This window comes from Streptomyces sioyaensis (genome assembly GCF_004122735.1).
GTDB classification, from domain to species: Bacteria; Actinomycetota; Actinomycetes; order Streptomycetales; family Streptomycetaceae; genus Streptomyces; species Streptomyces sioyaensis.
Genome location: NZ_SDIF01000014.1, coordinates 89,111 through 109,665 on the forward strand (window position 1 = coordinate 89,111; position 20,555 = coordinate 109,665).

General features: G+C 73.8%; 14 protein-coding genes. 6 read left to right on the forward strand and 8 right to left on the reverse strand.

Features of this window, described 5'->3' with window-relative positions:
- Window positions 1-165: 165 nt before the first annotated feature.
- Window positions 166-2,754 carry an aminopeptidase N gene (pepN, locus tag EST54_RS07780; protein WP_129246399.1) on the forward strand — a complete coding sequence of 863 codons (2,589 nt, stop codon included), beginning with the start codon at window positions 166-168 and terminating at the stop codon, window positions 2,752-2,754.
- Between the two features lie 76 nt (window positions 2,755-2,830).
- On the opposite strand, the gene alc is transcribed toward pepN, so the two are convergent.
- From alc to EST54_RS07815, 7 genes are all read right to left on the reverse strand, one after another.
- Window positions 2,831-3,982 (reverse strand): allantoicase, encoded by a 1,152-nt coding sequence (gene alc, locus EST54_RS07785; RefSeq protein ID WP_129246401.1) that lies wholly within the window; start codon window positions 3,980-3,982, stop codon window positions 2,831-2,833.
- A gap of 92 nt (window positions 3,983-4,074) precedes the next feature.
- Entirely contained in the window at window positions 4,075-5,064 is a 990-nt protein-coding gene (locus tag EST54_RS07790; RefSeq protein ID WP_129246403.1) for a LysR family transcriptional regulator, read from the reverse strand.
- Between the two features lie 92 nt (window positions 5,065-5,156).
- Window positions 5,157-6,137, reverse strand: a complete 981-nt coding sequence (locus tag EST54_RS07795) for an acyl-ACP desaturase (protein ID WP_129246405.1) — start codon at window positions 6,135-6,137, stop codon at window positions 5,157-5,159.
- Window positions 6,138-6,377: 240 nt separating this feature from the next.
- Window positions 6,378-6,626: a hypothetical protein gene (locus EST54_RS07800; RefSeq protein ID WP_129246407.1), complete on the reverse strand. Its 249-nt coding sequence runs from the start codon at window positions 6,624-6,626 to the stop codon at window positions 6,378-6,380.
- 80 nt (window positions 6,627-6,706) lie between these two features.
- Window positions 6,707-8,380 carry an alpha-L-fucosidase gene (locus EST54_RS07805; RefSeq protein ID WP_129246409.1) on the reverse strand — a complete coding sequence of 558 codons (1,674 nt, stop codon included), beginning with the start codon at window positions 8,378-8,380 and terminating at the stop codon, window positions 6,707-6,709.
- 84 nt (window positions 8,381-8,464) lie between these two features.
- Entirely contained in the window at window positions 8,465-10,660 is a 2,196-nt protein-coding gene (gene malQ, locus EST54_RS07810) for a 4-alpha-glucanotransferase (protein ID WP_129246411.1), read from the reverse strand.
- Window positions 10,661-10,666: 6 nt separating this feature from the next.
- Window positions 10,667-10,936: a hypothetical protein gene (locus tag EST54_RS07815; RefSeq protein ID WP_040899264.1), complete on the reverse strand. Its 270-nt coding sequence runs from the start codon at window positions 10,934-10,936 to the stop codon at window positions 10,667-10,669.
- Between the two features lie 485 nt (window positions 10,937-11,421).
- On the opposite strand from EST54_RS07815, the gene EST54_RS07820 reads away from it, so the two are divergent.
- Window positions 11,422-14,379 carry a beta-N-acetylglucosaminidase domain-containing protein gene (locus EST54_RS07820; RefSeq protein ID WP_129246413.1) on the forward strand — a complete coding sequence of 986 codons (2,958 nt, stop codon included), beginning with the start codon at window positions 11,422-11,424 and terminating at the stop codon, window positions 14,377-14,379.
- A gap of 143 nt (window positions 14,380-14,522) precedes the next feature.
- Here EST54_RS07820 and EST54_RS07825 read toward each other — a convergent pair whose 3' ends face one another.
- On the reverse strand, window positions 14,523-15,059 hold the full coding sequence (locus EST54_RS07825; protein ID WP_006605595.1) for an HNH endonuclease: 537 nt from the start codon (window positions 15,057-15,059) through the stop codon (window positions 14,523-14,525).
- Window positions 15,060-15,347: 288 nt separating this feature from the next.
- On the opposite strand from EST54_RS07825, the gene EST54_RS07830 reads away from it, so the two are divergent.
- The 4 genes from EST54_RS07830 to EST54_RS07845 all read left to right on the forward strand — a co-directional run bounded on the left by EST54_RS07830 (window position 15,348) and on the right by EST54_RS07845 (window position 20,428).
- Window positions 15,348-16,436: a mechanosensitive ion channel family protein gene (locus EST54_RS07830; RefSeq protein ID WP_129246415.1), complete on the forward strand. Its 1,089-nt coding sequence runs from the start codon at window positions 15,348-15,350 to the stop codon at window positions 16,434-16,436.
- A 330-nt stretch (window positions 16,437-16,766) separates the two neighbouring features.
- Complete coding sequence (locus EST54_RS07835) at window positions 16,767-17,948, forward strand: ROK family protein (RefSeq protein WP_129246417.1); 1,182 nt, start codon at window positions 16,767-16,769, stop codon at window positions 17,946-17,948.
- Window positions 17,949-18,092: 144 nt separating this feature from the next.
- On the forward strand, window positions 18,093-19,412 hold the full coding sequence (locus EST54_RS07840; protein WP_129246419.1) for a 6-phospho-beta-glucosidase: 1,320 nt from the start codon (window positions 18,093-18,095) through the stop codon (window positions 19,410-19,412).
- Window positions 19,403-20,428 carry an N-acetylglucosamine kinase gene (locus EST54_RS07845; RefSeq protein WP_129246421.1) on the forward strand — a complete coding sequence of 342 codons (1,026 nt, stop codon included), beginning with the start codon at window positions 19,403-19,405 and terminating at the stop codon, window positions 20,426-20,428. Before EST54_RS07840 ends, EST54_RS07845 begins: the two co-directional genes overlap by 10 nt.
- The last annotated feature ends 127 nt before the right edge of the window (window positions 20,429-20,555 follow it).

Consider the following 20,555-nt stretch of genomic DNA (forward strand, 5'->3'; position numbering starts at 1 on the left):
CGGACGCCGTGGTCCGCCACCCGCGGACCCGCAGCACACCGGGCGCCGGCCGTACCGCCCCCAGGCCCCGCCCGGCACCGGAAATACGCCCCACCCGCACCCCCGCCCACATGGAAGGATGGCCGAAACTTCCGATGCAATGACCAATGCGAAGGAGACGAACGGGTGCCTGGCACGAATCTGACCCGCGACGAGGCGCAGCAGCGGGCGCGCCTGCTGACCGTGGACGCGTATGAGATCGATCTCGACCTCTCCGGCGCACAGGAGGGGGGAGACGCGGACGGCAGCGACCACGGCACGTTCCGGTCCGTGACCACGGTGCGGTTCGACTCGGCCGAGGCGGGCGCGGACTCCTTCATCGACCTGGTCGCGCCGGCCGTGCACGAGGTGCACCTCAACGGCGAGGCGCTCGACGCCGGCGAGGTGTTCAAGGACTCGCGGATCGCGCTGACGGGGCTGCGGGCCGGCCGGAACGAATTGCGGGTCGTGGCGGACTGCGCCTACACCAACACCGGTGAGGGGCTGCACCGTTTTGTCGACCCGGTGGACCAGCAGGCCTACCTGTACACACAGTTCGAGGTGCCGGATGCGCGGCGGGTCTATGCGTCCTTCGAGCAGCCGGATCTGAAGGCGACGTTCCAGTTCACCGTGAAGGCCCCGGAGGGCTGGACGGTGATCTCCAACTCGCCGACGCCGGAGCCGGGCGGGAACGTCTGGCGCTTCGAGCCCACGCCGCGGATCTCGACCTACATCACGGCGCTGATCGCCGGTCCGTACCACAGCGTGCACAGCACCTACGAGAAGGACGGGCGGTCGGTGCCGCTGGGCATCTACTGCCGCCCGTCACTGGCCGAGCACCTGGACGCGGAGCAGATCTTCGAGGTCACCCGGCAGGGCTTCGAGTGGTTCCAGGAGAAGTTCGACTACGCCTACCCGTTCGCGAAGTACGACCAGCTCTTCGTGCCGGAGTTCAACGCCGGCGCGATGGAGAACGCGGGCGCGGTGACCATCCGCGACCAGTACGTCTTCCGGTCGAAGGTGACGGACGCGGCGTACGAGGTGCGTGCGGAGACGATCCTGCACGAGCTGGCGCACATGTGGTTCGGCGATCTGGTCACCATGGAGTGGTGGAACGACCTGTGGCTGAACGAGTCGTTCGCCACCTACACCTCGATCGCCTGCCAGGCCTACGCCCCGGGCTCGAAGTGGCCGCACTCGTGGACGACGTTCGCCAACTCCATGAAGACCTGGGCCTACCGGCAGGACCAGCTGCCGTCGACCCACCCGATCATGGCCGAGATCAACGACCTCGACGACGTGCTGGTCAACTTCGACGGCATCACCTACGCCAAGGGCGCCAGCGTCCTCAAGCAGCTGGTCGCCTACGTCGGCAGGGACGAGTTCTTCCAGGGCGTGCAGGCCTACTTCAAGGCGCACGCCTTCAAGAACACCCGGCTGTCGGACCTGCTCGGTGCGCTGGAGGAGACCAGCGGGCGGGATCTGAAGACCTGGTCGAAGAAGTGGCTGGAGACCGCGGGGATCAACATCCTGCGGCCGGAGATCGAGGTGGACGCCCAGGGCGTGATCACCTCCTTCGCGGTGAAGCAGGAGGCTCCGGCGCTGCCGCCGGGCGCCAAGGGCGAGCCGGTACTGCGGCCGCACCGCATCGCGATCGGCTCGTACGAGCTGACGGACGGCAAGCTGGTGCGCACCGGGCGGATCGAGCTGGACGTGGACGGTGCGCTGACCCCCGTACCGCAGCTGGCCGGCACCCGGCGGCCCGCCGTCCTCCTCCTCAACGACGACGATCTGTCGTACGCCAAGGTCCGGCTGGACGAGGAGTCGCTGAAGGTCGTCACCGAGCACCTCGGGGACTTCACCGAGTCGCTGCCGCGTGCCCTGTCGTGGGCGTCGGCCTGGGACATGACGCGGGACGCCGAACTCCCCGCCCGTGACTACCTCGCGCTGGTGCGCTCCGGCATCGGCAAGGAGTCGGACATCGGCGTGGTCCAGTCGCTGCACCGCCAGGTGAAGCTGGCGCTGGACCTGTACGCGGCACCGGAGTGGCGCGAGACGGGCCTGGCGGCCTGGACGACGGAGACCCTGGAGCAGCTGCGGGCGGCCGCGCCGGGCAGCGACCACCAGCTGGCATGGGCCCGTGCGTTCGCCGCTTCGGCCCGTACCGACGAGCAACTGGACCTGCTCCAGGGCCTGTTGGACGGCACGGAGGAGATCTCCGGGCTGGCCGTGGACACCGAGCTGCGCTGGTCGCTGGTGCAGCGGCTGGCCGCCACCGGCCGGGCGGACGAGAAGGCCATCGCGGCCGAGCTGGAGCGGGACAAGACCTCGGCGGGCGAGCGGCATGCCGCCACCGCGCGCGCGGCACGTCCGACCGCGGAGGCGAAGGCCGAGGCCTGGGCCTCGGTCGTGGAGTCGGACCGGCTGCCCAACGCCGTGCAGGAGGCCGTCATCGGCGGCTTCGTGCAGACCGACCAGCGGGAGCTGCTGGCGTCGTACACCGCGAAGTACTTCGACGCGGTGAAGGACATCTGGGAGTCCCGCAGCCACGAGATGGCGCAGCAGATCGCGGTGGGTCTCTACCCGGCGCTCCAGGTGTCGCAGGAGACGCTGGACGCGACGGACGCCTGGCTGGCCGCGGCCGAGCCGAGCGCCGCGCTGCGCCGGCTGATCAGCGAGTCGCGGGCCGGGATCGAGCGGGCGCTCAAGGCGCAGGCGGCGGACGCGGCGGCGTAAGCGCCCCGCTGCCCCCGACGGGCCCCCACCGCCGGTGCGGTGGGGGCCCGTCGGGTGCCGGGCTCCGGGTCGCGGCTCAGTCGCTCAGCTCGTCGAAGCGGCGGACGAGCGCGGCGCGGCCGGTTTCGGTGAGCGCTCCGTGGAGCCGCAGCCGGGCGAGACCGCCGTCGGGGAAGACATCCAGCCGGACGTGGGTGGCGGCGTAGGCCCTCGGCAGCCGGAAGCGGTGCGGGGTGTCGGGCTGCAGCGCGGTGCGCGGCAGGATCTCGTACCAGGCCGACGGGTCCGCCGGGTCGGCCGCCTCGGCGTCGCAGCCGTACAGCGCCGCCCAGCCCGCGGAGTTGCCCTTGAGGTACGCGGTGTCGATCTCGACGGCGCGGATCTCGCCCCGGGCGGCGAGCCGGAAGCGCACCCAGTCGTTCGTGCCCTTGACCCGGCGGCGGCGGTTCTCCCAGCCGTCGTCCATCTTGCGGGACAGATCGGGCCGGATGAGCTGGGTGGGCGAGGAGTAGAAGCGGTCGGAGGCGTCCTCGACGGTGCCGCCGTGCAGCACGGAGGCCAGGTCGAGGGTGCCGAGCACGTCGAGCCACTCCGGGTCCGGTACGACCTCGCCGTGCACCCGCAGGCGGGCGATGCCGCCGTCGGGGTGCTGCTTGAGGCGGAGGTGGGTGAAGCGGCGCTCGGCGTCGACCGCGAAGCCGTTGGCGGCGTGGCCGCGGACCGGCGTGCGCGGGACCAGCTCGTGCCAGGTCACGTCGTCGGCGAGCAGTTCGTCGGGGCCGGGGCTGCCGGGCAGCGCGGTGGCCTCGACGGATATCTGCTGCGGGTAGTTGCCGCGGAAGTGGGCGGTGTCGACGACGATGCCGCGGATCACGCCGGGGGCGGCGAGCCGGATCAGCGCCCAGTCGTGCTCGTGGTCGGCCGGAAAGGGGTGCTCGGCGTCGGCGCCGCGGCGGCGCCGGGTCTCCCAGCCGTCCATGATCTTGCCCTTGTGGCCGAAGCGCTCGGGGTCGAAGACCGCCTGGCTCGGCGTCAGCAGATTCTCCCGCTCGGCGAAGAACTCGTCGTTCGCGGCGATCACCCCGGCGCCGAGCCGGCGGTCGGCGAGATCCACGAGCGAGGTGAAGGGGAAGTCCCCGCCGCGGTAGTCGGCGTAGGGATCGCCGCCGCCGTACGGGGCGGCGTCGTTGGCGTGCGGGTCGTGGCTGTCGGCGGGGAGGCTGGTCATCGTGGCCTTTCGACGTGGCCGAAGGGAGCGGACCACGCCACGGTCGCAGCGCGTCACCCCTCAGGTCCATCGAAAGTTTTTGAGCAATATGTTCAGCTGGACTGAACGGTCGGGTCCTCCGGCGCCTGGGCGGCGGCCGCCTGCCGCAGCGCCGCCAGCACCCGGGCGAGCCCCGGCGCCCCTTCCGCACCGCGCCGGACGGCGGCGATCACATGCCGGCGCGGCCGGTCGGCGCGCAGGACCCGCAGCGCCACTCCCCCGGCGGCGGCCTCCCCCCGTGCGCGGCTCTCTCCCGCGCGGCCCTCCCCCGCGCCGCCGACGCCGCCCGCCATCGCCATCCGGGGCACCAGCGCGACCCCCATCCCGGCCGCGACCATCGCCCAGATCGCGCTCCAGTCGGCAGCGGCGTGCGCCTGCTCGGGCACGAAGCCGGCGCTCTCGCAGACGGTGGTGGTGATCTGCGACCAGGGGCCGCTGCTGCCGAAGATCCAGGGCTCGTCCGCCAGATCGGCCAGCCGCAGCTCGGGCGCGGCCGCCAGCCGGTGGCCGGCCGGCAGCGCCACGTCCAGCGGGTCGGCCAGCAGCTCGACCCGGCTGAACCGGGGGTCGCGCGGCGTGGGGGCGTGCGCCGCCAGGGACAGCGCCAGATCGACACTGCCGTGTGCCAGCAGCTCGTACGCGGCCTCCGCCTCGGCCTCCCGTACGGCGACCGACAGCCCCGGGTGGCTGCGGCGCAGCTCCTGGACGGCGGGCACCACCAGCGCGGGGATGGCGGTGGCGAACGCCCCGACCCGCACCTGGCCCGCCTCGCCCCGGAGATGGCCGAGCAGCTCCGCGTCCGCGCGCTCCAGCTCGGCGAAGACCGCCTCGGCGTGCCGCAGCACCAGCTGTGCGGCGTCGGTCAGCCGGACCCGCCGGCCGTGGGCCTCCAGCAGCGTCACCCCGAGCGTCCGGGCCAGCCCGGTCAGCTGCTGGGAGACCGCCGAGGGCGTCATGTGCAGCGCCTCGGCGGTCGCGGTGACCGTGCCCCGCTCCTGGAGGGTGCGCAGGATGTGCAGCTTCTTGAGGTCCCAGTCGGCCATGCGGGCAGCGTACGCATCCGCCGGCGCGGTCAGCGGGTACCGCGGGGCCGCGGCGGGGGCGGCGGGGTCGGCCCCCGCCGCGGCCGGCCGGTTCAGCCGCGCTTGGCCTGGCGGCGGGCGAGGATGGCCGCCTGTCGCTCGTCGAACTTCCGCGCCTGGCTGTCCAGGCCGTCCATGAACAGCCCCAGCTCCTCCTGCGCCGCGAGCCCGGCCGGGCCCAGGCCGCCGATCTCCAGCACCTTCAGATAGCGCAGCACCGGCTGCAGCACATCGTCGTGGTGGATGCGCAGGTTGTAGATGCCGCCGATGGCCATCCGGGCCGCCGACCGCTCGAAGCCGGGCATTCCGTGGCCGGGCATCCGGAAGCCGGTGACGACATCGCGCACCGCGCACATGGTCTGGTCGGGCGCCAGCTCGAAGGCCGCGCCCAGGAGGTTGCGGTAGAAGACCATGTGGAGGTTCTCGTCGGTGGCGATCCGGGCCAGCATCCGGTCGCAGACCGGGTCGCCGGAGTGGTGGCCGGTGTTGCGGTGCGAGATCCGGGTGGCCAGCTCCTGGAAGGCGACGTACGCCACCGAGTGCAGCATGCTGTGCGAGTTGTCCGACTCGAAGCCCTCCGACATGTGCGCCATGCGGAACCGCTCCAGCTCGTCCGGGTCGACGGCCCGGCTGGTGAGCAGGTAGTCCCGCATCACGATGCCGTGCCGGCCCTCCTCGGCGGTCCAGCGGTGCACCCAGGTACCCCAGGCGCCGTCCCGGCCGAAGAGGGTGGCGATCTCGTGGTGGTAGCTGGGGAGGTTGTCCTCGGTGAGGAGGTTGACCACGAGCGCGATCCGGCCGATGTCGCTGACCTTGGACTGCTCGGGGGCCCACGGCTCACCGTCGTCCAGGACGCCGGCGAAGTTCCGCCCGTCGCTCCACGGCACGTACTCGTGCGGCATCCAGTCCTTGGCGATCTTCAGATGCCGGTTGAGTTCCTTTTCGACGACCTCTTCGAGTGCGTAGAGCAGTTGCGCGTCGCTCCATGCGGTCTGGCCGCGCTCTCCGTTATGGCGGGCGGGGGCGATGGTCACGGGGGAACTCCTGGGGGACGACGACCTACGGGGCCGTAGGTTTGACCTACGGCTGCGTAGGTTACGTCATCGTAGGTTAGGGCCGGTTAAACACTGCGCCCCCGCAAATCAGGCGAAAATTGCGCGATAGCCGCCTCGCAACCCCTTTTTCACCTGCGCAAATATCCGGGTACGACAAAGGGCGCCCCGCGGTCTTGTGACCGTTGGGCGCCCTGGGAGGCGTCGCTGTCTAGCCCGGCGTCAGCTCTTGGACTTGGCCTGCTTGCGGGGCCGGTCGCCCGCCATGACCAGTCCGGCGATGATCAGGAAGAGCACGATGGGTGCAGCGACATAGAGGCCGAGCGTCTGGATCACACTCAGGCCCGGACCCGGGTCGTCACCGTCGTCGCGGGTGAGCGCAAACGCGGGGGACGACATCAGCAGCATCAGCGCGGTGCCGGCGGTGATGGTTCCGGCGCGCAGGACATTCTTATTGACCTTGTTGCTCACGAAGTCAACGTATCGGACGCCCTGCTGCCCCGCGCGCCCGGGGTGGCGCAACCGGCCGCCCGGGCCGGGCCCGCGGGCGCTCACCCTCCCGCGGCCCGGCTCCGGTGCAGCGTCACCGGCGCGAGCCGGACCGGGCCGCGGGATTCCCGGACGGTGACCCGCACGGCATCGGCGGTCACCGGTCGCGGCAGCGCGAGGATCCTGCGGTGCCCGATGGTGGTGCCGCCGGTGACGGCCGTCCAGGTCCCGCCGGTCCGCGCCTCGACGGTGAACCGCTCGACCCGCTGCCCGTACCGGATGTCCTCGGCGAGCCCGATCCGGTCGAAGGTCCAGGGCCCGGGCCCGGACGCCCGCAGATCCGTGCCGTAGGTCGCGCGGACGGCGGTCCCGAAGGCGGTGAGCGCGGCGACGTCCTCGCCGGCGATCCGGCCGTCCCTGGCGGGCGGGACGTTCAGCAGCAGCGAGGCATTGCGTCCCACGCTCTGTTCGTAGCGGTCCATCAGCTGCGCCGGCGACTTGGGGCGCTCGCCGGGGTGGTGGAACCAGCCGGGGCGCAGCGAGACATCCGCCTCGGCCGGGTACCACTGGAGGAATCGGGTGGTGGGTGCGAGGAGTTTCGCGCGGGAGCCGATGTCGGCGTCGGTGGAGTCGTTCGGCAGTCCGCCGGCCATGACGGTCCACGGATCCTCGGCGGACGGGGTCACGCTCCACTCCGTCTCGCGTGCGGTGCCGTTCTCGTTGCCGACCCAGCGGGCGCCCTGGGGTCCGGCGAAGACGACGGTGTCCGGGGAGAGCCGGTGGATCATCCGGAACCACTCGGCGACGCCGTACCTCTGCGTGATGCCGGAGTCCGCCCAGGGGTTGGCGCCGTCCAGCCACAGCTCGTCGAGCGGGCCGTACCGGGTGAACAGCTCGTAGACCTGGTTGAGGTAGTAGGCGTCGTAGTCGTCCGCCCGGACGTGGAAGGTGGGCAGCCGGCCGCCGCGGACCGCGGCGGCGCGGTCGTCGCCGGGGACCAGGGTGGCGATGGTGCGCTCGGTGACCTTGCTGCCGTTGCCGAAGCGGCCCAGGCCGCGGGGCGCCCGGTCCCCGTCCTCCAGGGCGACCCGCTCGGGCAGGCTGAGCGGGTAGCCCTCCTGCTGCTTCCTGCGGATCTTCTCGACCCACTGCGCGTGCCAGGCGTGCGGGAGTTCGGCGCCGTCGGAGGGCGAGAGGTAGATCCCGACCTTCAGCCCGGCCCGCCGGGCGGCCCGGACGTACGCGCCGACGACATCGGGGCGGCCGGGGCTCGCCGCGACGGAGTGCGGGGTGTAGCGGCTCGGGTAGAGCACGAACCCGTCGTGGTGCTTGGCGGTGAGCATCACCTGCTCGGCGCCGGCCGCCTTGTAGGCGCGCATCCACTGGTCGACGTCCATGCGGGACGGCGCGAACCACTTCTCGTCCTCGGTGCCGGATCCCCATTCCCGGTTGGTGAAGGTGTTCATGCCGAAGTGCGTGAAGGCGGTCACCTCCCGCTGCTGCCAGGCGAGTTGCCCCGGGGTCGGGACGACACGGGCGGCCTTCTCGATGATCCGGGCGGGGGTGTCGCAGGGCTCGACGGCCATCTGGGAGGCGGGGTGCACGGGCCGGTCGCAGGGGCCGGCGGCGGAGGCGGCCGACGACGGCCGGGCCAGGGAGCTCTGAACGGGGGCGAGCGCGGCGGCCGCGGTGAGCGCGAGCACGCACAGCGTCCGCCGGGTGCGGCACAGGGCCATGGTTCCCTCCCCCTCACCGACCACGCAGGGAAGAATGGTCGGATGTCTGGACGGTGTCCACGGCATGGTGCCGGACGGGCTGACCTACCGGAAGGGCGCGTGCGGCGGAAGCGGTCGCGGGGCGTCCTGAAACCGTCCGTCCGACAACTCCCGCATCAGCGCGTGGAGTCGGGGCGAGGCGGCCAGCTCCTCCAGGGTGTGCGGGCGCCCGTCGGGACCCGCGATCGGTACGCGCCAGTTCGGGTATTCCTCCCATGTCCCGGGCACGTTCTGCGGACGGCGGTCCCCCACCGCGTCGGGCAGCCAGACGCCGATCATCCGCGCCGGGGTGCGCAGCAGAAAGCGGTGGACGGCCCGGACCACCGCCTCCTCGTTGCCCGCCCCCTCCGGCAGCAGCCCGCGCCGGGCCAACTCCCGCAGCCACTCGGCGAGTTCGTACCGGGCGCGGGCGCGCTCCCGCTCCGGCGGCCCGGCGAGCAGCCCGAGCCGTTCGCGCAGCGCGACGTCCTCACCGGTCAAACGGGCCGCGGTGGGCGGCAGATCGTGCGTGGTGACGGTGGCGAGACAGTCTCCGCGCCACTCGTCGGGCGCCAGGATGCGGGCGGTGGCGGCGGATTCCGGCGCCTCGGCCGCGCCGGGCCCGTCCGCCGACTCCGCCCGCGGCGCCCCGTCCGCCTCTCTCCGGTCGCCCTCTCCGCAGCCCCTGTAGTCCCGCTCGAACCACAGCACGGAGGTGCCCAGGACGCCCCGTTCGGCGAGCGCATCGCGGGCGCCCGGCTCGACGGTGCCCAGGTCCTCACCGATCACCGCGGCGCCCGCGCGGTGCGCCTCCAGCGCCAGCACCGACAGCATCGCCTCGCTGTCGTAGCGGACGTAGGCGCCCTCCGTCGGCGGCCGGCCCTCCGGGATCCACCACAGCCGGAACAGCCCCATCACATGGTCGATCCGCAGCGCACCGGCGTGCCGCAGCAGCTGGCGCACCAGCTCGCGATAGGGGGCGTAGCCCGCGGCCGCCAGGGCGTCCGGGCGCCAGGGCGGCAGCCCCCAGTCCTGGCCACGGGCGTTGAAGACGTCCGGCGGCGCCCCGATGGACATCCCGGCGGCGAAGGCGTCCTGCTGGACCCAGGTGTCGGCGCCGGACGGATGGACACCGACGGCGAGGTCGTGCACCAGCCCGATGCCCATCCCGGCCTCCCGTGCGGCCCGCTGCGCACCGGCCAGCTGCTGATCGGTGAACCAGGCGAGCCGGCAGTGGAAGTCGATCCGGTCGAGCAGCTGCGGCCGCAGCCGGGCGACCTCCGCGGCCCGCGGCTCCCGCAGCCCGGCGGGCCAGCCGCGCCAGTCCGGGCCGTGCCGCTCGGCGATCGCGCACCAGGTGGCGTAGTCCTCCAGGGCTTGGCCCTGCTCGGCGAGGAAGTCGCAGTACTCGGCCCGCCGGCCCGGGCCGAGCGGGACCCGCCACAGCAGCTCCAGGGCCTCGCGCTTGAGCGCCCAGACCGCGTCCCGGTCGATCAGCGCGCCCCCTTCGAGCACCCCCGCCCGCAGCGCGGCCGCCCGCGCGGCCAGCGCGTCGGCCCGTAAGCGCGCGGCGCCGGTGAGGTGGGCGTACTCCGGGATGTGCGCGATCCGCAGATGGACCGGGTCGGGGAAGCGGCGCGAGGAGGGCCGGTAGGGGGACGGGTCGGTGGGCGGGCCGGGGACGGCCGCGTGCAGCGGGTTGAGCTGGACGAAGCCGGTACCCAGGGCACGCCCGGACCAGGCGGCGAGGTCGGCGAGGTCCCCGAGGTCGCCCATGCCCCAGGACTGCTGGGACAGCAGGGAGTAGAGCTGCACCAGGAAGCCGTGGCTGCGGCGGGGTGGTGCGGGCACCCGGTCGGGCGCGACGATCAGCGGGACGCGGGCGGTCCGGCCGTCCGGGCTGTGCGCATGCAGCACATGGATGCCCAGGGGCAGCCGGGCGAGGGCCGCGGGATCGGGCGCCCCCAGCTCCTGCGCGGCGCCGTCCTCGGTCTCCACCCCGAGGACGCTGCCTTCGGGGAGACCCGTGAGGTCGGGCGGCCGGGCCGGCCGGGCGACGACGGTGCGCGGCAGCAGGGCCGCACCCGTGGCGTCCGCGCGGGCGGCCAGGGCGGTACGGACGGCGTGCGGAGTCGAGGCGTCGACTCCCAGTGCGGCGAGCACGGCGACGACGGTGTCGTCGGCGATCTGGACGCTTCTGCCCGGTGCGGGTTCGTACGACGTGGCGATGCCGTGCAGCCGGGCGAGCCGCGCGCGGCCCATGGGTCCTCAGACCTCCATGGACTCCGTGCCCATACCGGCGGCCGTCGGCTCACTGGTCAGGGGCAGCTCGGCGGCGATCGGAACCTCGCTGGTCAGGGGCGCGGCGTCGGCGAGCGGGGGCTCGCTGGTCAGGGGCGGCTCGACGAAGCTGAAGGAGCCGGAGCCGTCCAGCCCGGAATCGGGGTCGGACACCCCGTCGTACATGTCGGACTCCATCGCCGCACCTCCCGGTTTCGAGGACAGAGCGTCGAGGAGCAGTTGAGCGGATGCGGCCACTGAGGGCCTCCCGTTCATCGGTAGTGGGACACGTGGGCCCTACCCACTGGGCACGATCGCAGACGCATCTGCTCACGAAACGTGACCCACGTCATATTATGCCTCACGCAGGCGATTTCACTGTGGGGAACACCGGGGGACGCAGAGAACGCGGAGGAAGCGGGCACCGCACCGGAAGTTCTGCGGACCGGCGGACCCCGGCACGGGCCCCCGCACGACCGCCCGCCGCACGGCCGAATACCGCCCGTGCCCGGCCCTCCGGCACCCCGCCATGGCCCGGTTGACACCCTCACCGCCACAATGGTGGGCTCACCGCCGAGGGACTGCCCGACGAGGCGCCGGCGGGGGAACAACGGGGAACGGGGCGCCGGCGGCAGGCCGGTACATGAGGGACGGGACGAGGAGCAGCCGTGCGAGGCCGGGGCGGATGGAGCGTCGGAAGAATCGGTAGGGGCGGGGAGAGCGGCGCGGGGACCCGGGCGCGGGTGGCGGGGACCACCGCGCTGGCGGCGGCCGTCATCGGGGGTCTGCTCGGCGGGGTGCCCAGCGCCCAGGCGGCGCCCGCGGACCCCGCCATCGGCACCCCCGACCGGCCGGACCGCCCGGCCGGCGCGGGAGCGCCGCCGGCCGTCTGGCCGCGCCCGCAGTCCCTTCAGGAACTCGGCGACGCCGTACCGCTGGGCGAGGAGGCGGCGCTGGTGGCGGCGCCGGACACCGACCCGTATGCGCTGGACGTGCTGCGCGGTCTGCTGCGCGACGCCGGGGTCCGTACGGTGAACACGCTTGCGCCCGGCGACCGGCTGCCCGCGGCCGGGCCGGTGTTCCGGGTCGGCGGCGAGCAGGCCGCGGACGCGCTGCGGGCGCTGCGGGCGCCGGCCCGCGGGGACCTGCCCTCCGGCGGCTACCGCCTGGCCGTGGGCCAGGTGGCGGGCCGGGACATGATCGCCATGGAGGGCGTCGGCCCGGACGGGCTCTTCCATGCCGCGCAGACGCTGCGGCAGCTGGTGACGGGTGGGACGGGCCGGCGGCAGCTGGCCTCGGTCGTCGTACGCGACTGGCCCGGCACGGCGGTGCGCGGCACCACCGAGGGGTTCTTCGGGCAGCCCTGGAGCCGGGCGCAGCGGCTCGCCCAGCTGGACTTCATGGGGCGCACCAAGCAGAACCGCTATCTGTACGCGCCCGGTGACGATCCGTACCGCCAGGCCCAGTGGCGCGAGCCCTACCCGGCCGCGCAGCGCGCCGACTTCCGGGCGCTGGCCGAGCGGGCCCGCGCCAACCACGTCACGCTGGGCTGGGCCCTCGCCCCCGGACAGGCGATGTGCTTCTCCTCCGAGGAGGATCTGCGGGCGCTGCGGCGCAAGGTGGACGCGATGTGGGCGCTGGGGGTGCGCTCCTTCCAGCTGCAGTTCCAGGACGTCAGCTACAGCGAATGGCACTGCGACGCGGACCGGGACGCCTTCGGCACCGGCCCGGAGGCCGCGGCGAAGGCGCAGGCCCGGGTCGCCAACGCGCTCGCCGACCACCTGGCGCGGCGCCACCCCGGGTCCGCGCCGCTGACGCTGATGCCGACCGAGTACTACCAGGACGGCTCGACGCCGTACCGCGGTGCGCTGTCCGATGCGCTCGACGACCGGGTGGCGGTGGCCTGGACCGGAGTGGGGGTGGTCCCGCGGACCATCACCGGCGGTGAACTGTCCGCCGCCCGCCAGGCGTTGGGCCACCCTCTGGTCACCATGGACAACTACCCGGTCAACGACTACGCCCAGGACCGGATCTTCCTCGGGCCCTACCGCGGCCGCGAGCCGGCCGTCGCCACCGGCTCCACGGCGCTGCTGGCCAATGCCATGGAGCAGCCGCTCGCCTCGCGCATCCCGCTGTTCACGGCCGCCGACTACGCCTGGAACCCGCGCGACTACCGCCCGGCGGAGTCCTGGGCCGCGGCCGTCGACGATCTGGCCGGCGGCGATCCGCGGGCCCGGGAGGCGCTGCGCGCGCTGGCCGGCAACGACGCGTCCTCGCTGCTGGACCGGGCCGAGTCGGGGTACCTCCAGCAGCTGATCGACCGCTTCTGGAAGGCCCGCGAGGCGGCGACCAACCACGGCCGGCCCGGCCGGGACGCGGACCTCGCCGACGCCGCCAAGGCGCTGCGGGCCGCGTTCCACACCATGAGCACCGCGCCGCGGAACCTGCACTCCGATCTGGCCGCCGAGATCCGGCCGTGGGCCGAGCAGCTGGCCCGCTACGGCAGCGCCGGCGAACTCGCCGTGGACACGCTCATGGCGCAGGCCCGCGACGACGGCGACGCCGCCTGGTCGGCCCAGCGCGCGGTCCAGCGGCTGCGCACGGTGATCGGGCGCAGCCCGGCGACCGTCGGCAAGGGGGTCCTGGCACCGTTCCTCCAGCGGGCGATGTCCGAGGCCGACGCCTGGACCGGGGCCCGCCACGACGCCCCACGGCCGGACGAGGGCGCCGGGGCGACGTCCCTCACGGTCCCCTTCGAGCGGGCCCGCCGGCTGGCCGCGGTCACCGCGCTGACCGAACCGGGCCCGGGCGCGGGCGCCGTGTCGCTGGAGGCGCACGTCCCGGGCGAGGGCTGGCGCCGCCTCGACGCGCTCTCCCCCACGGGCTGGACCGAGTCGCGCACCCCCCGGCTGCGTGCCGACGCGGTCCGGCTGACCTGGTCGAAGGGCGCGGACGCGCCGTCCGTGCACGCGCTCACCCCGTGGTTCGACGACACCCCGCCGGCCGGCCTCGAACTGTCCCGCAAGGAGCTGGACGCACCGCCCGGCGGCAGTGCGACGGTGGACGCCCGGATCTTCTCCCGCCGCCCCGGCGACGTCCGCGAGAAGCTGACCGTGAAGGCACCGAAGGGCTTCACGGTGCATGCGCCGCAGGAGGTCACCGCACCGCGTGGCGGCACGGCCACGGTCCGTATCGCCGTCGACGTGCCCGAGGGCACCCGCTCCGGGACGTACGAGATCCCGGTGGACTTCCGGGGCGAGGAGCAGACGCTGACCGTGCGGGTGTATCCGCGCACCGGCGGCAAGGACCTGGCGCGCGGCACGGTCGCCACCTCCTCCGGGGACGAGACGCCCGACTTCCCGGCCTCGGCGGCCACCGACGGCAACCCGAGGACGCGCTGGTCCTCGCCCGCCGAGGACGGTGCCTGGCTCCAGTTCGCCCTGGCCCATCCGACCCGGCTGGGCCGGCTCGTCCTGACCTGGCAGGACGCCTACGCCGCCCAATACCGCGTCCAGGTCTCGCCGGACGGCCGCAGCTGGCGCACGGCGGCCACGGTCCGCGACGGCAAGGGCGGCCGGGAGTCGGTCCGGATGGACGCCAAGGACGCGCGGTTCGTCCGCATCCAGGGCGACAAGCGGGCCACCCGCTTCGGCTACTCGCTGTGGTCGGTGGAGGCCTACGCGGTCGAGCCGCAGCACTGAGCCGGCCGCCGCGGGGACCGCTGCCGGTCATGCCGCCGGGCCCCTGCCGCCGCGGTGTGACCGTGGCGGCAGGGGCCCGGCGGCACCCGCCCCGGACGGAGCGTTCCGTCCGGCAGCACCGCCCCGGACGGAAAAACCCGGACCTACGCCGATACGGCGTCGATCCGGGCCAGGGCGTCATCCGCGCCGTACGGCTGCAAATACGGCAGCCAGCGCGGGTCGCGATGGCCCGTACCGATGATCCGCCACGCCAGTCCTGACGGCGGGGCGGGCTGGTGCCGCAGCCGCCAGCCGATCTCGGCGACATGGCGGTCGGCCTTGACGTGATTGCAGCGCCGGCAGGCGGCGACGACGTTCTCCCAGGTGTGCTGACCTCCGCGGCTGCGCGGGATGACGTGGTCGACGCTGGTTGCGACGCCACCGCAGTACATACAGCGCCCGCCGTCACGGGCGAACAGCGCCCGGCGGGTCAGGGGGACGGGGCCGCGAAAGGGCACCCGCACAAACCGCTTCAAGCGGACCACACTCGGAGCGGGGATGACATGGGTCGCGCTGTGCATCAGGGCGCCGGATTCCTCGAGACTCACAGCCTTCTCATTGAGCACGAGGATGAGCGCGCGGCGGAGCGGTACGACGCCGAGCGGCTCGTACGACGCATTGAGGACCAGGACATGCGGCACGGGTGCCTCCTTGTACGCCGGCGGCGCGTGGCTCGCGCCGGGACGATCTCCCCACAGTGTCCCCCGGTGCCTGGTGGGAGCGCCACCATGACCGAGTAACGGGTCGGAGGTGTTTTCCACCACACCCCGGCACGCCCCGCTCGATCAGGCGCAATCCGGCCCCGGCGGATTGTGGCGTGTCGAACAAGGGCGCGGACCGCCCTCCTTGCCCCGTTAGTGTGGTTGGTCTGCCCGGTTCCCCGGGGACCCCGCGGTCCGGGCCTGCTGTCCCACACGGAAGGTTCGACTGTGTTCTGGTCCGCTTCGCCGGTCACCGGCGCACCCCCGCGCGCCGCCACACCGGGCTCAACCGGCCCGACCTCGCTGGACGAGGCCACGCAGAAGGCCACCAACGCCGCCGGCTGGGTCGAGGAGAACTGGGGGACGTGGCTCACGTCCGGCCTGAAGATCCTGCTGATCATCGTGATCGCGGTGGTGCTGCGGCATGTGATCCGGCGCACGATCACCAAGCTCATCGAGCGGATGAACCGCACCGCGGCCGCCGCCCAGGGCACCGCGCTGGGCGGACTGCTGGTCAACGCCGAGCGCCGCCGGCAACGCTCCGAGGCCATCGGCTCGGTGCTGCGCAGCGTCGCCTCCTTTGTGATCATGGGCACCGCCGCGCTGACAGTGCTGTCCGTCCTGGAGATCAACCTGGCGCCGCTGCTGGCGAGCGCCGGAGTGGCCGGTGTCGCCATCGGCTTCGGCGCCCGCAACCTCGTCACCGACTTTCTCTCCGGTGTCTTCATGATCCTGGAGGACCAGTACGGCGTCGGCGACGAGATCGACGCGGGAGTGGCCAACGGCACGGTCATCGAGGTCGGCCTGCGCGTCACCAAGTTGCGCGGTCCCAACGGCGCGATCTGGTACATACGCAATGGCGAGGTCAAGCGGATCGGCAACCTCAGCCAGGGCTGGTCCACGGCCGCCGTCGATGTGGTGATCGCCGCCGACCAGGACCTGGAGCGGGCCCGCGACACCATCACCGGCGCCGGCGAGGAGATGTCCAAGGCCGAGCCCTGGAACGAGCAGTTGTGGGAACCGGTGGAGGTCCTCGGCCTGAGCGAGGTGCACCTGGACACGGTCACCATCAGCGTGTCGGCCCGGACCATGCCGGGCAAGGCCGCCGGAGTGGAGCGCGAACTGCGCTGGCGCATCAAGCGCGCCCTGGACGCCGCGGGCGTCCACCTCGCCCCGCGCCCGCTGCCCGAGGAGGAGACCCCGGAGACCGCGGACCCCACCGCCGGCGTCGCCGCCCCCTCGGTGCTCAACAACCCGACGTCCCCACAGTCCCTGGCGACGGAACCGCTCGCGGCGCCCCCGAAGACGGGGAAGTAGCCCGCCCGGGGCCGCAGTCGCGGACCGCGAAGGGGTGTACCGGTGACCGCCGGTGCGCCCCTTTTCGCTGTCTCGCGCGGGGCGGCACCCGGGGACGGCAGCGCACCGCGCCCGCCCCATTGACGCCCTTCCGGCCCCCGCCTACGTTCCTGGGGGGCGATGGGAAGGTTTCTTAACAGACTGGTTTCTTCCCAGGCTGGTTTCTTCACGGACTTCTCGGCGGAGACGCGGCGGCCGGGCCTCTCGGGCACCGGTGAGCGGGGGGGGACGGTCATGGCAGGTGGGCAGCAGACACGGGGAACTCCCGGGACGCCGCGGGTGCTTCGGGCCATGAACGACCGGGCCGCGCTCGAACTGCTGGTGTCGCAGGGCCCGTTGACCCGTACCCGGATCGGGCAGCTGACCGGGCTGTCCAAGCCCACCGCCTCGCAGCTGCTGGCGCGGCTGGCGGCCGCGGGGCTGGTGCGGACGAGCGGGAGCGTGACCGGGCGGCCGGGGCCCAGTGCGCAGTTGTACGAGATCAACCCGGCGGCGGCGCGGGTCGCCGCGCTGGCCGTCGACGGGCGGGGGGTCACCGCCGTGGTCGCCGACATCACCGGGCGGCTGCTCGGCGAGGAACGGGTCGGCACGGAGGCGGTCGGCTCGGAGACGGTCGGCTCGGCGGCGGTGGGCAAGGAGGCCGTGGGCACGGGGGCGCCGCAGCGTATGGCGCGGCTGGCCGCACGGGCGGTCGACGGGGCGCTGGCCAAGGCGGGGGTGGGGCGGGACCGGGTGCACGGTGCGGTGATCGGCACACCCGGCGCACTGGACCCGCGGACCGGGCGGCTGCGTTATGCGCCGCACCTGCCGGGCCTGCCGTCGGGCGGGCTGAAGGAAGAGCTGGCCGAAGCCCTGGGGATGCCACTCACCCTGGAGAACGATGTGAATCTGGCGGCGGTCGCCGAGCAGTACGACGGGGCCGCACGGGGCGTCGACGACTTCGTGCTCGTGTGGGTCGACGAGGGGATCGGCGCCGCGCTCGTACTGGGCGGGCGGCTGCTGCGCGGGGCCACCGGCGGCGCCGGCGAGATCGGCTATCTGCCGCTGCCCGGCGCCCCGTTGTCCCGGGGCGGCGACCGCAGCGCCGCCCGGGCCGACGCCGGCGGCGGCTTCCAGCGGCTGGTCGGCGCGCCGAGCGTGTGCGCGCTGGGCCGGGAGTTGGGAGGCCCCGAGGTGCGTACGGTCGCCGGGGCACTGGCCCACGACGTGGTACGCGCCGAGGTCGCGCGGCGGCTGGCGACCGGGCTCGCGGCGGTGGTCGCGGTCGTCGATCCGGGGCTGGTGGTGCTCTCCGGCGCGGTGCCGCAGGCCGGCGGGGAGGCGCTGCGCGCCCTGGTCGAGGCGGAGTTCACCGGCCTTGCGCTGCCCCGCCCCGCCCTGCGGCTCAGCCGGGTCGACGGCAATCCGATCCTCCTCGGCGCACTGCGGACGGCACTGGCACAGGCGCGGGAGGCGGTGTTCCACACCGGCTGAGCACTCCGCGGCACACGGCGCCCCGGCCCGCACCGCCCGCGTCCCCTGGCACCACCGGCACCGCTTGCCACGCCCCCTGTCTTCTTCGCACAGAAGGCCTTCGTCGAAGGCGTCACGCTCACCGGAGTGAAGGGCTGATCCTCTATGCCGTCTCCCCAGGGACGCACCCCGCGCCGCCGCCGCAAGCTCGCCGTGGTCGGTGGCGGCTCGACCTACACCCCCGAACTCATCGACGGCTTCGCGCGGTTGCGTGACGTCCTGCCGCTGGAGGAGCTCGTCCTCGTCGACCCGGACGCCGGCCGGCTGGAGGTGGTGGGCGGCCTGGCCCGGCGGATCTTCGCCCGGCAGGGACACCCGGGACGGATCTCCTGGACCGGTGACCTGTACGCCGGTGTGGACGGCGCGGACGCCGTGCTGCTGCAACTGCGGGTCGGCGGTCAGGCCGCCCGCCTCCAGGACGAGACCTGGCCGCTGGAGTGCGGCTGCGTCGGCCAGGAGACCACCGGCGCCGGCGGTCTCGCCAAGGCACTGCGCACGGTGCCCGTCGTACTCGACATCGCCGAGCGGGTGCGCCGCCGCAACCCCGGCGCCTGGATCGTCGACTTCACCAACCCCGTCGGCATCGTCACCAGGGCGCTGCTCGCCCAGGGCCACCGCGCCGTCGGGCTGTGCAATGTCGCCATCGGCCTGCAGCGCGTCCTCGCCGGGCTGCTGGACGTGTCCCCCGAGCAGGTGGAGCTGGAGCACATCGGCCTCAACCACCTCACCTGGGAGCGCGCGGTGCGCGTCGCGGGTGCGGACGTCCTGCCCCGGCTGCTGGCGGAACACGGCGACACCCTCGCCGGGACACTGCACCTGCCCCGCCCTCTCCTCGACCATCTCGGCGTCCTCCCCTCCTCCTACCTTCGCTACTACTACCGGCACGACGCCGTCGTACGGGAGTTGCGCACCCAGCCGTCCCGCGCGGCCGAGGTCGCCGCCCTCGAACAGCAACTGCTCGGCATGTACGGCGACCCGGCTCTCGACGAGAAGCCGGACCTCCTCTCCCGGCGCGGCGGCGCCTACTACTCCGAAGCCGCGGTCGCGCTGACCTCGTCGCTGCTGGGCGGCCCCAGGGGCGTCCAGGTCGTCAACATCCACAACGCCGGCACCCTGCCGTTCCTGCCCGACGACGCGGTGATCGAGGCCCCCGCGACCGTGGATCCGACGGGCGCCGCGCCACTGCCCGTACGCCCCCTGGAACCGCAGTACGCCGGGCTGGTCGCTCATGTCACCGCCTACGAACACCTCGCCCTGGAGGCGGCCCTGCTGGGCAGGGACGGCCGGAACGCCGACCGGGCCGCCGGGCGCAAGGCCGTGTTCGCCGCCCTCCTCGCCCACCCCCTCATCGGCCAGAGCGACCACGCGGACCGGCTCGCCGACGAGCTGATCGCGCACAACCGGGACCACCTCCCATGGGCCTGACCGGCACGGCGCTCGCCGTCGACGCGGGCAACACCAAGACCGAGGTGGCGCTGGTGGCCACGGACGGCAGCCTGCTCGGCGCGGCCCGCGGCGGCGGCTTCCAGCCACCGCGGGTGGGCGCCGGGCGGGCGGTCGACGTGCTGGCACCCCTGGTGGCCTCGGTCACGGAACAGGCGGGGCGCACGGGCCCCGCCGGGCATCTCTCCGCCTTTCTCGCCAACGCCGATCTCCCTTCCGAAGAGGCGGACCTGACCGCCGAACTCGCCGGCCGTGGCTGGGCCCACACGGTCTCCGTCCGCAACGACACCTTCGCCCTGCTGCGGGCCGGGCTGCCGGACGACGGTGAGCCGCTCGGCGTCGCCGTGGTGTGCGGAGCCGGCATCAACTGCGCCGGCCTCGGGCACGGCGGGGCCACCGCCCGCTTCCCCGCCGTCGGCCGGATCTCCGGTGACTGGGGCGGCGGTTCGCACCTCGCGGAGGAGGCGCTGTGGTCCGCCGCCCGTGCCGAGGACGGCCGCGGCGCACCGACCGAGCTGGTCCGCGCCCTGCCCGCGCACTTCGGGCTGGCGACCATGCCGGAGCTGATCGAGGCGTTCCACCTCCGCGCCCTCCCCGACCACCGCCGCCACGAACTGGTCCCGGTGCTCTTCGCCGTCGCGGCCTGCGGGGACGCCGTGGCCCGCACCCTCGTGGCCCGCCAGGCCGAGGAGGTCGCCCTGATGGCCACGGTCGCTCTCCACCGCCTCGGCCTGCTCGACGAGCCCGCTCCCGTGATCCTCGGCGGCGGCGTCCTCGCCGCCCGCCACCCGCTCCTCGACGACCGGATCACCCAACTCCTTTCCGAACGCGCCCCGAAGGCCGTCCCACGGGTGGTCACCGCCCCACCGGTCCTGGGCGCCGCCCTCGACACCCTGGACCGGGCGGGCGCGACGACGGAGGCCTATGAACGGTTGAGAGGGGCTTGGGGGCAAGGGCCGGAGGGGGCAGGAGGCAGGAGGGCGGCCAACGCCCCCTAGCCACCGAGGCTCCTAGCCACCGGGCCCATGCCACTGGGGGCGCCGGGGGCGCCCGAGGCACCAGCGGCCACCGGAGGACAGTCGCCTTCGCTGCCTCCCCTGCCTCCGCCCGGCTCCGCCCCCACCC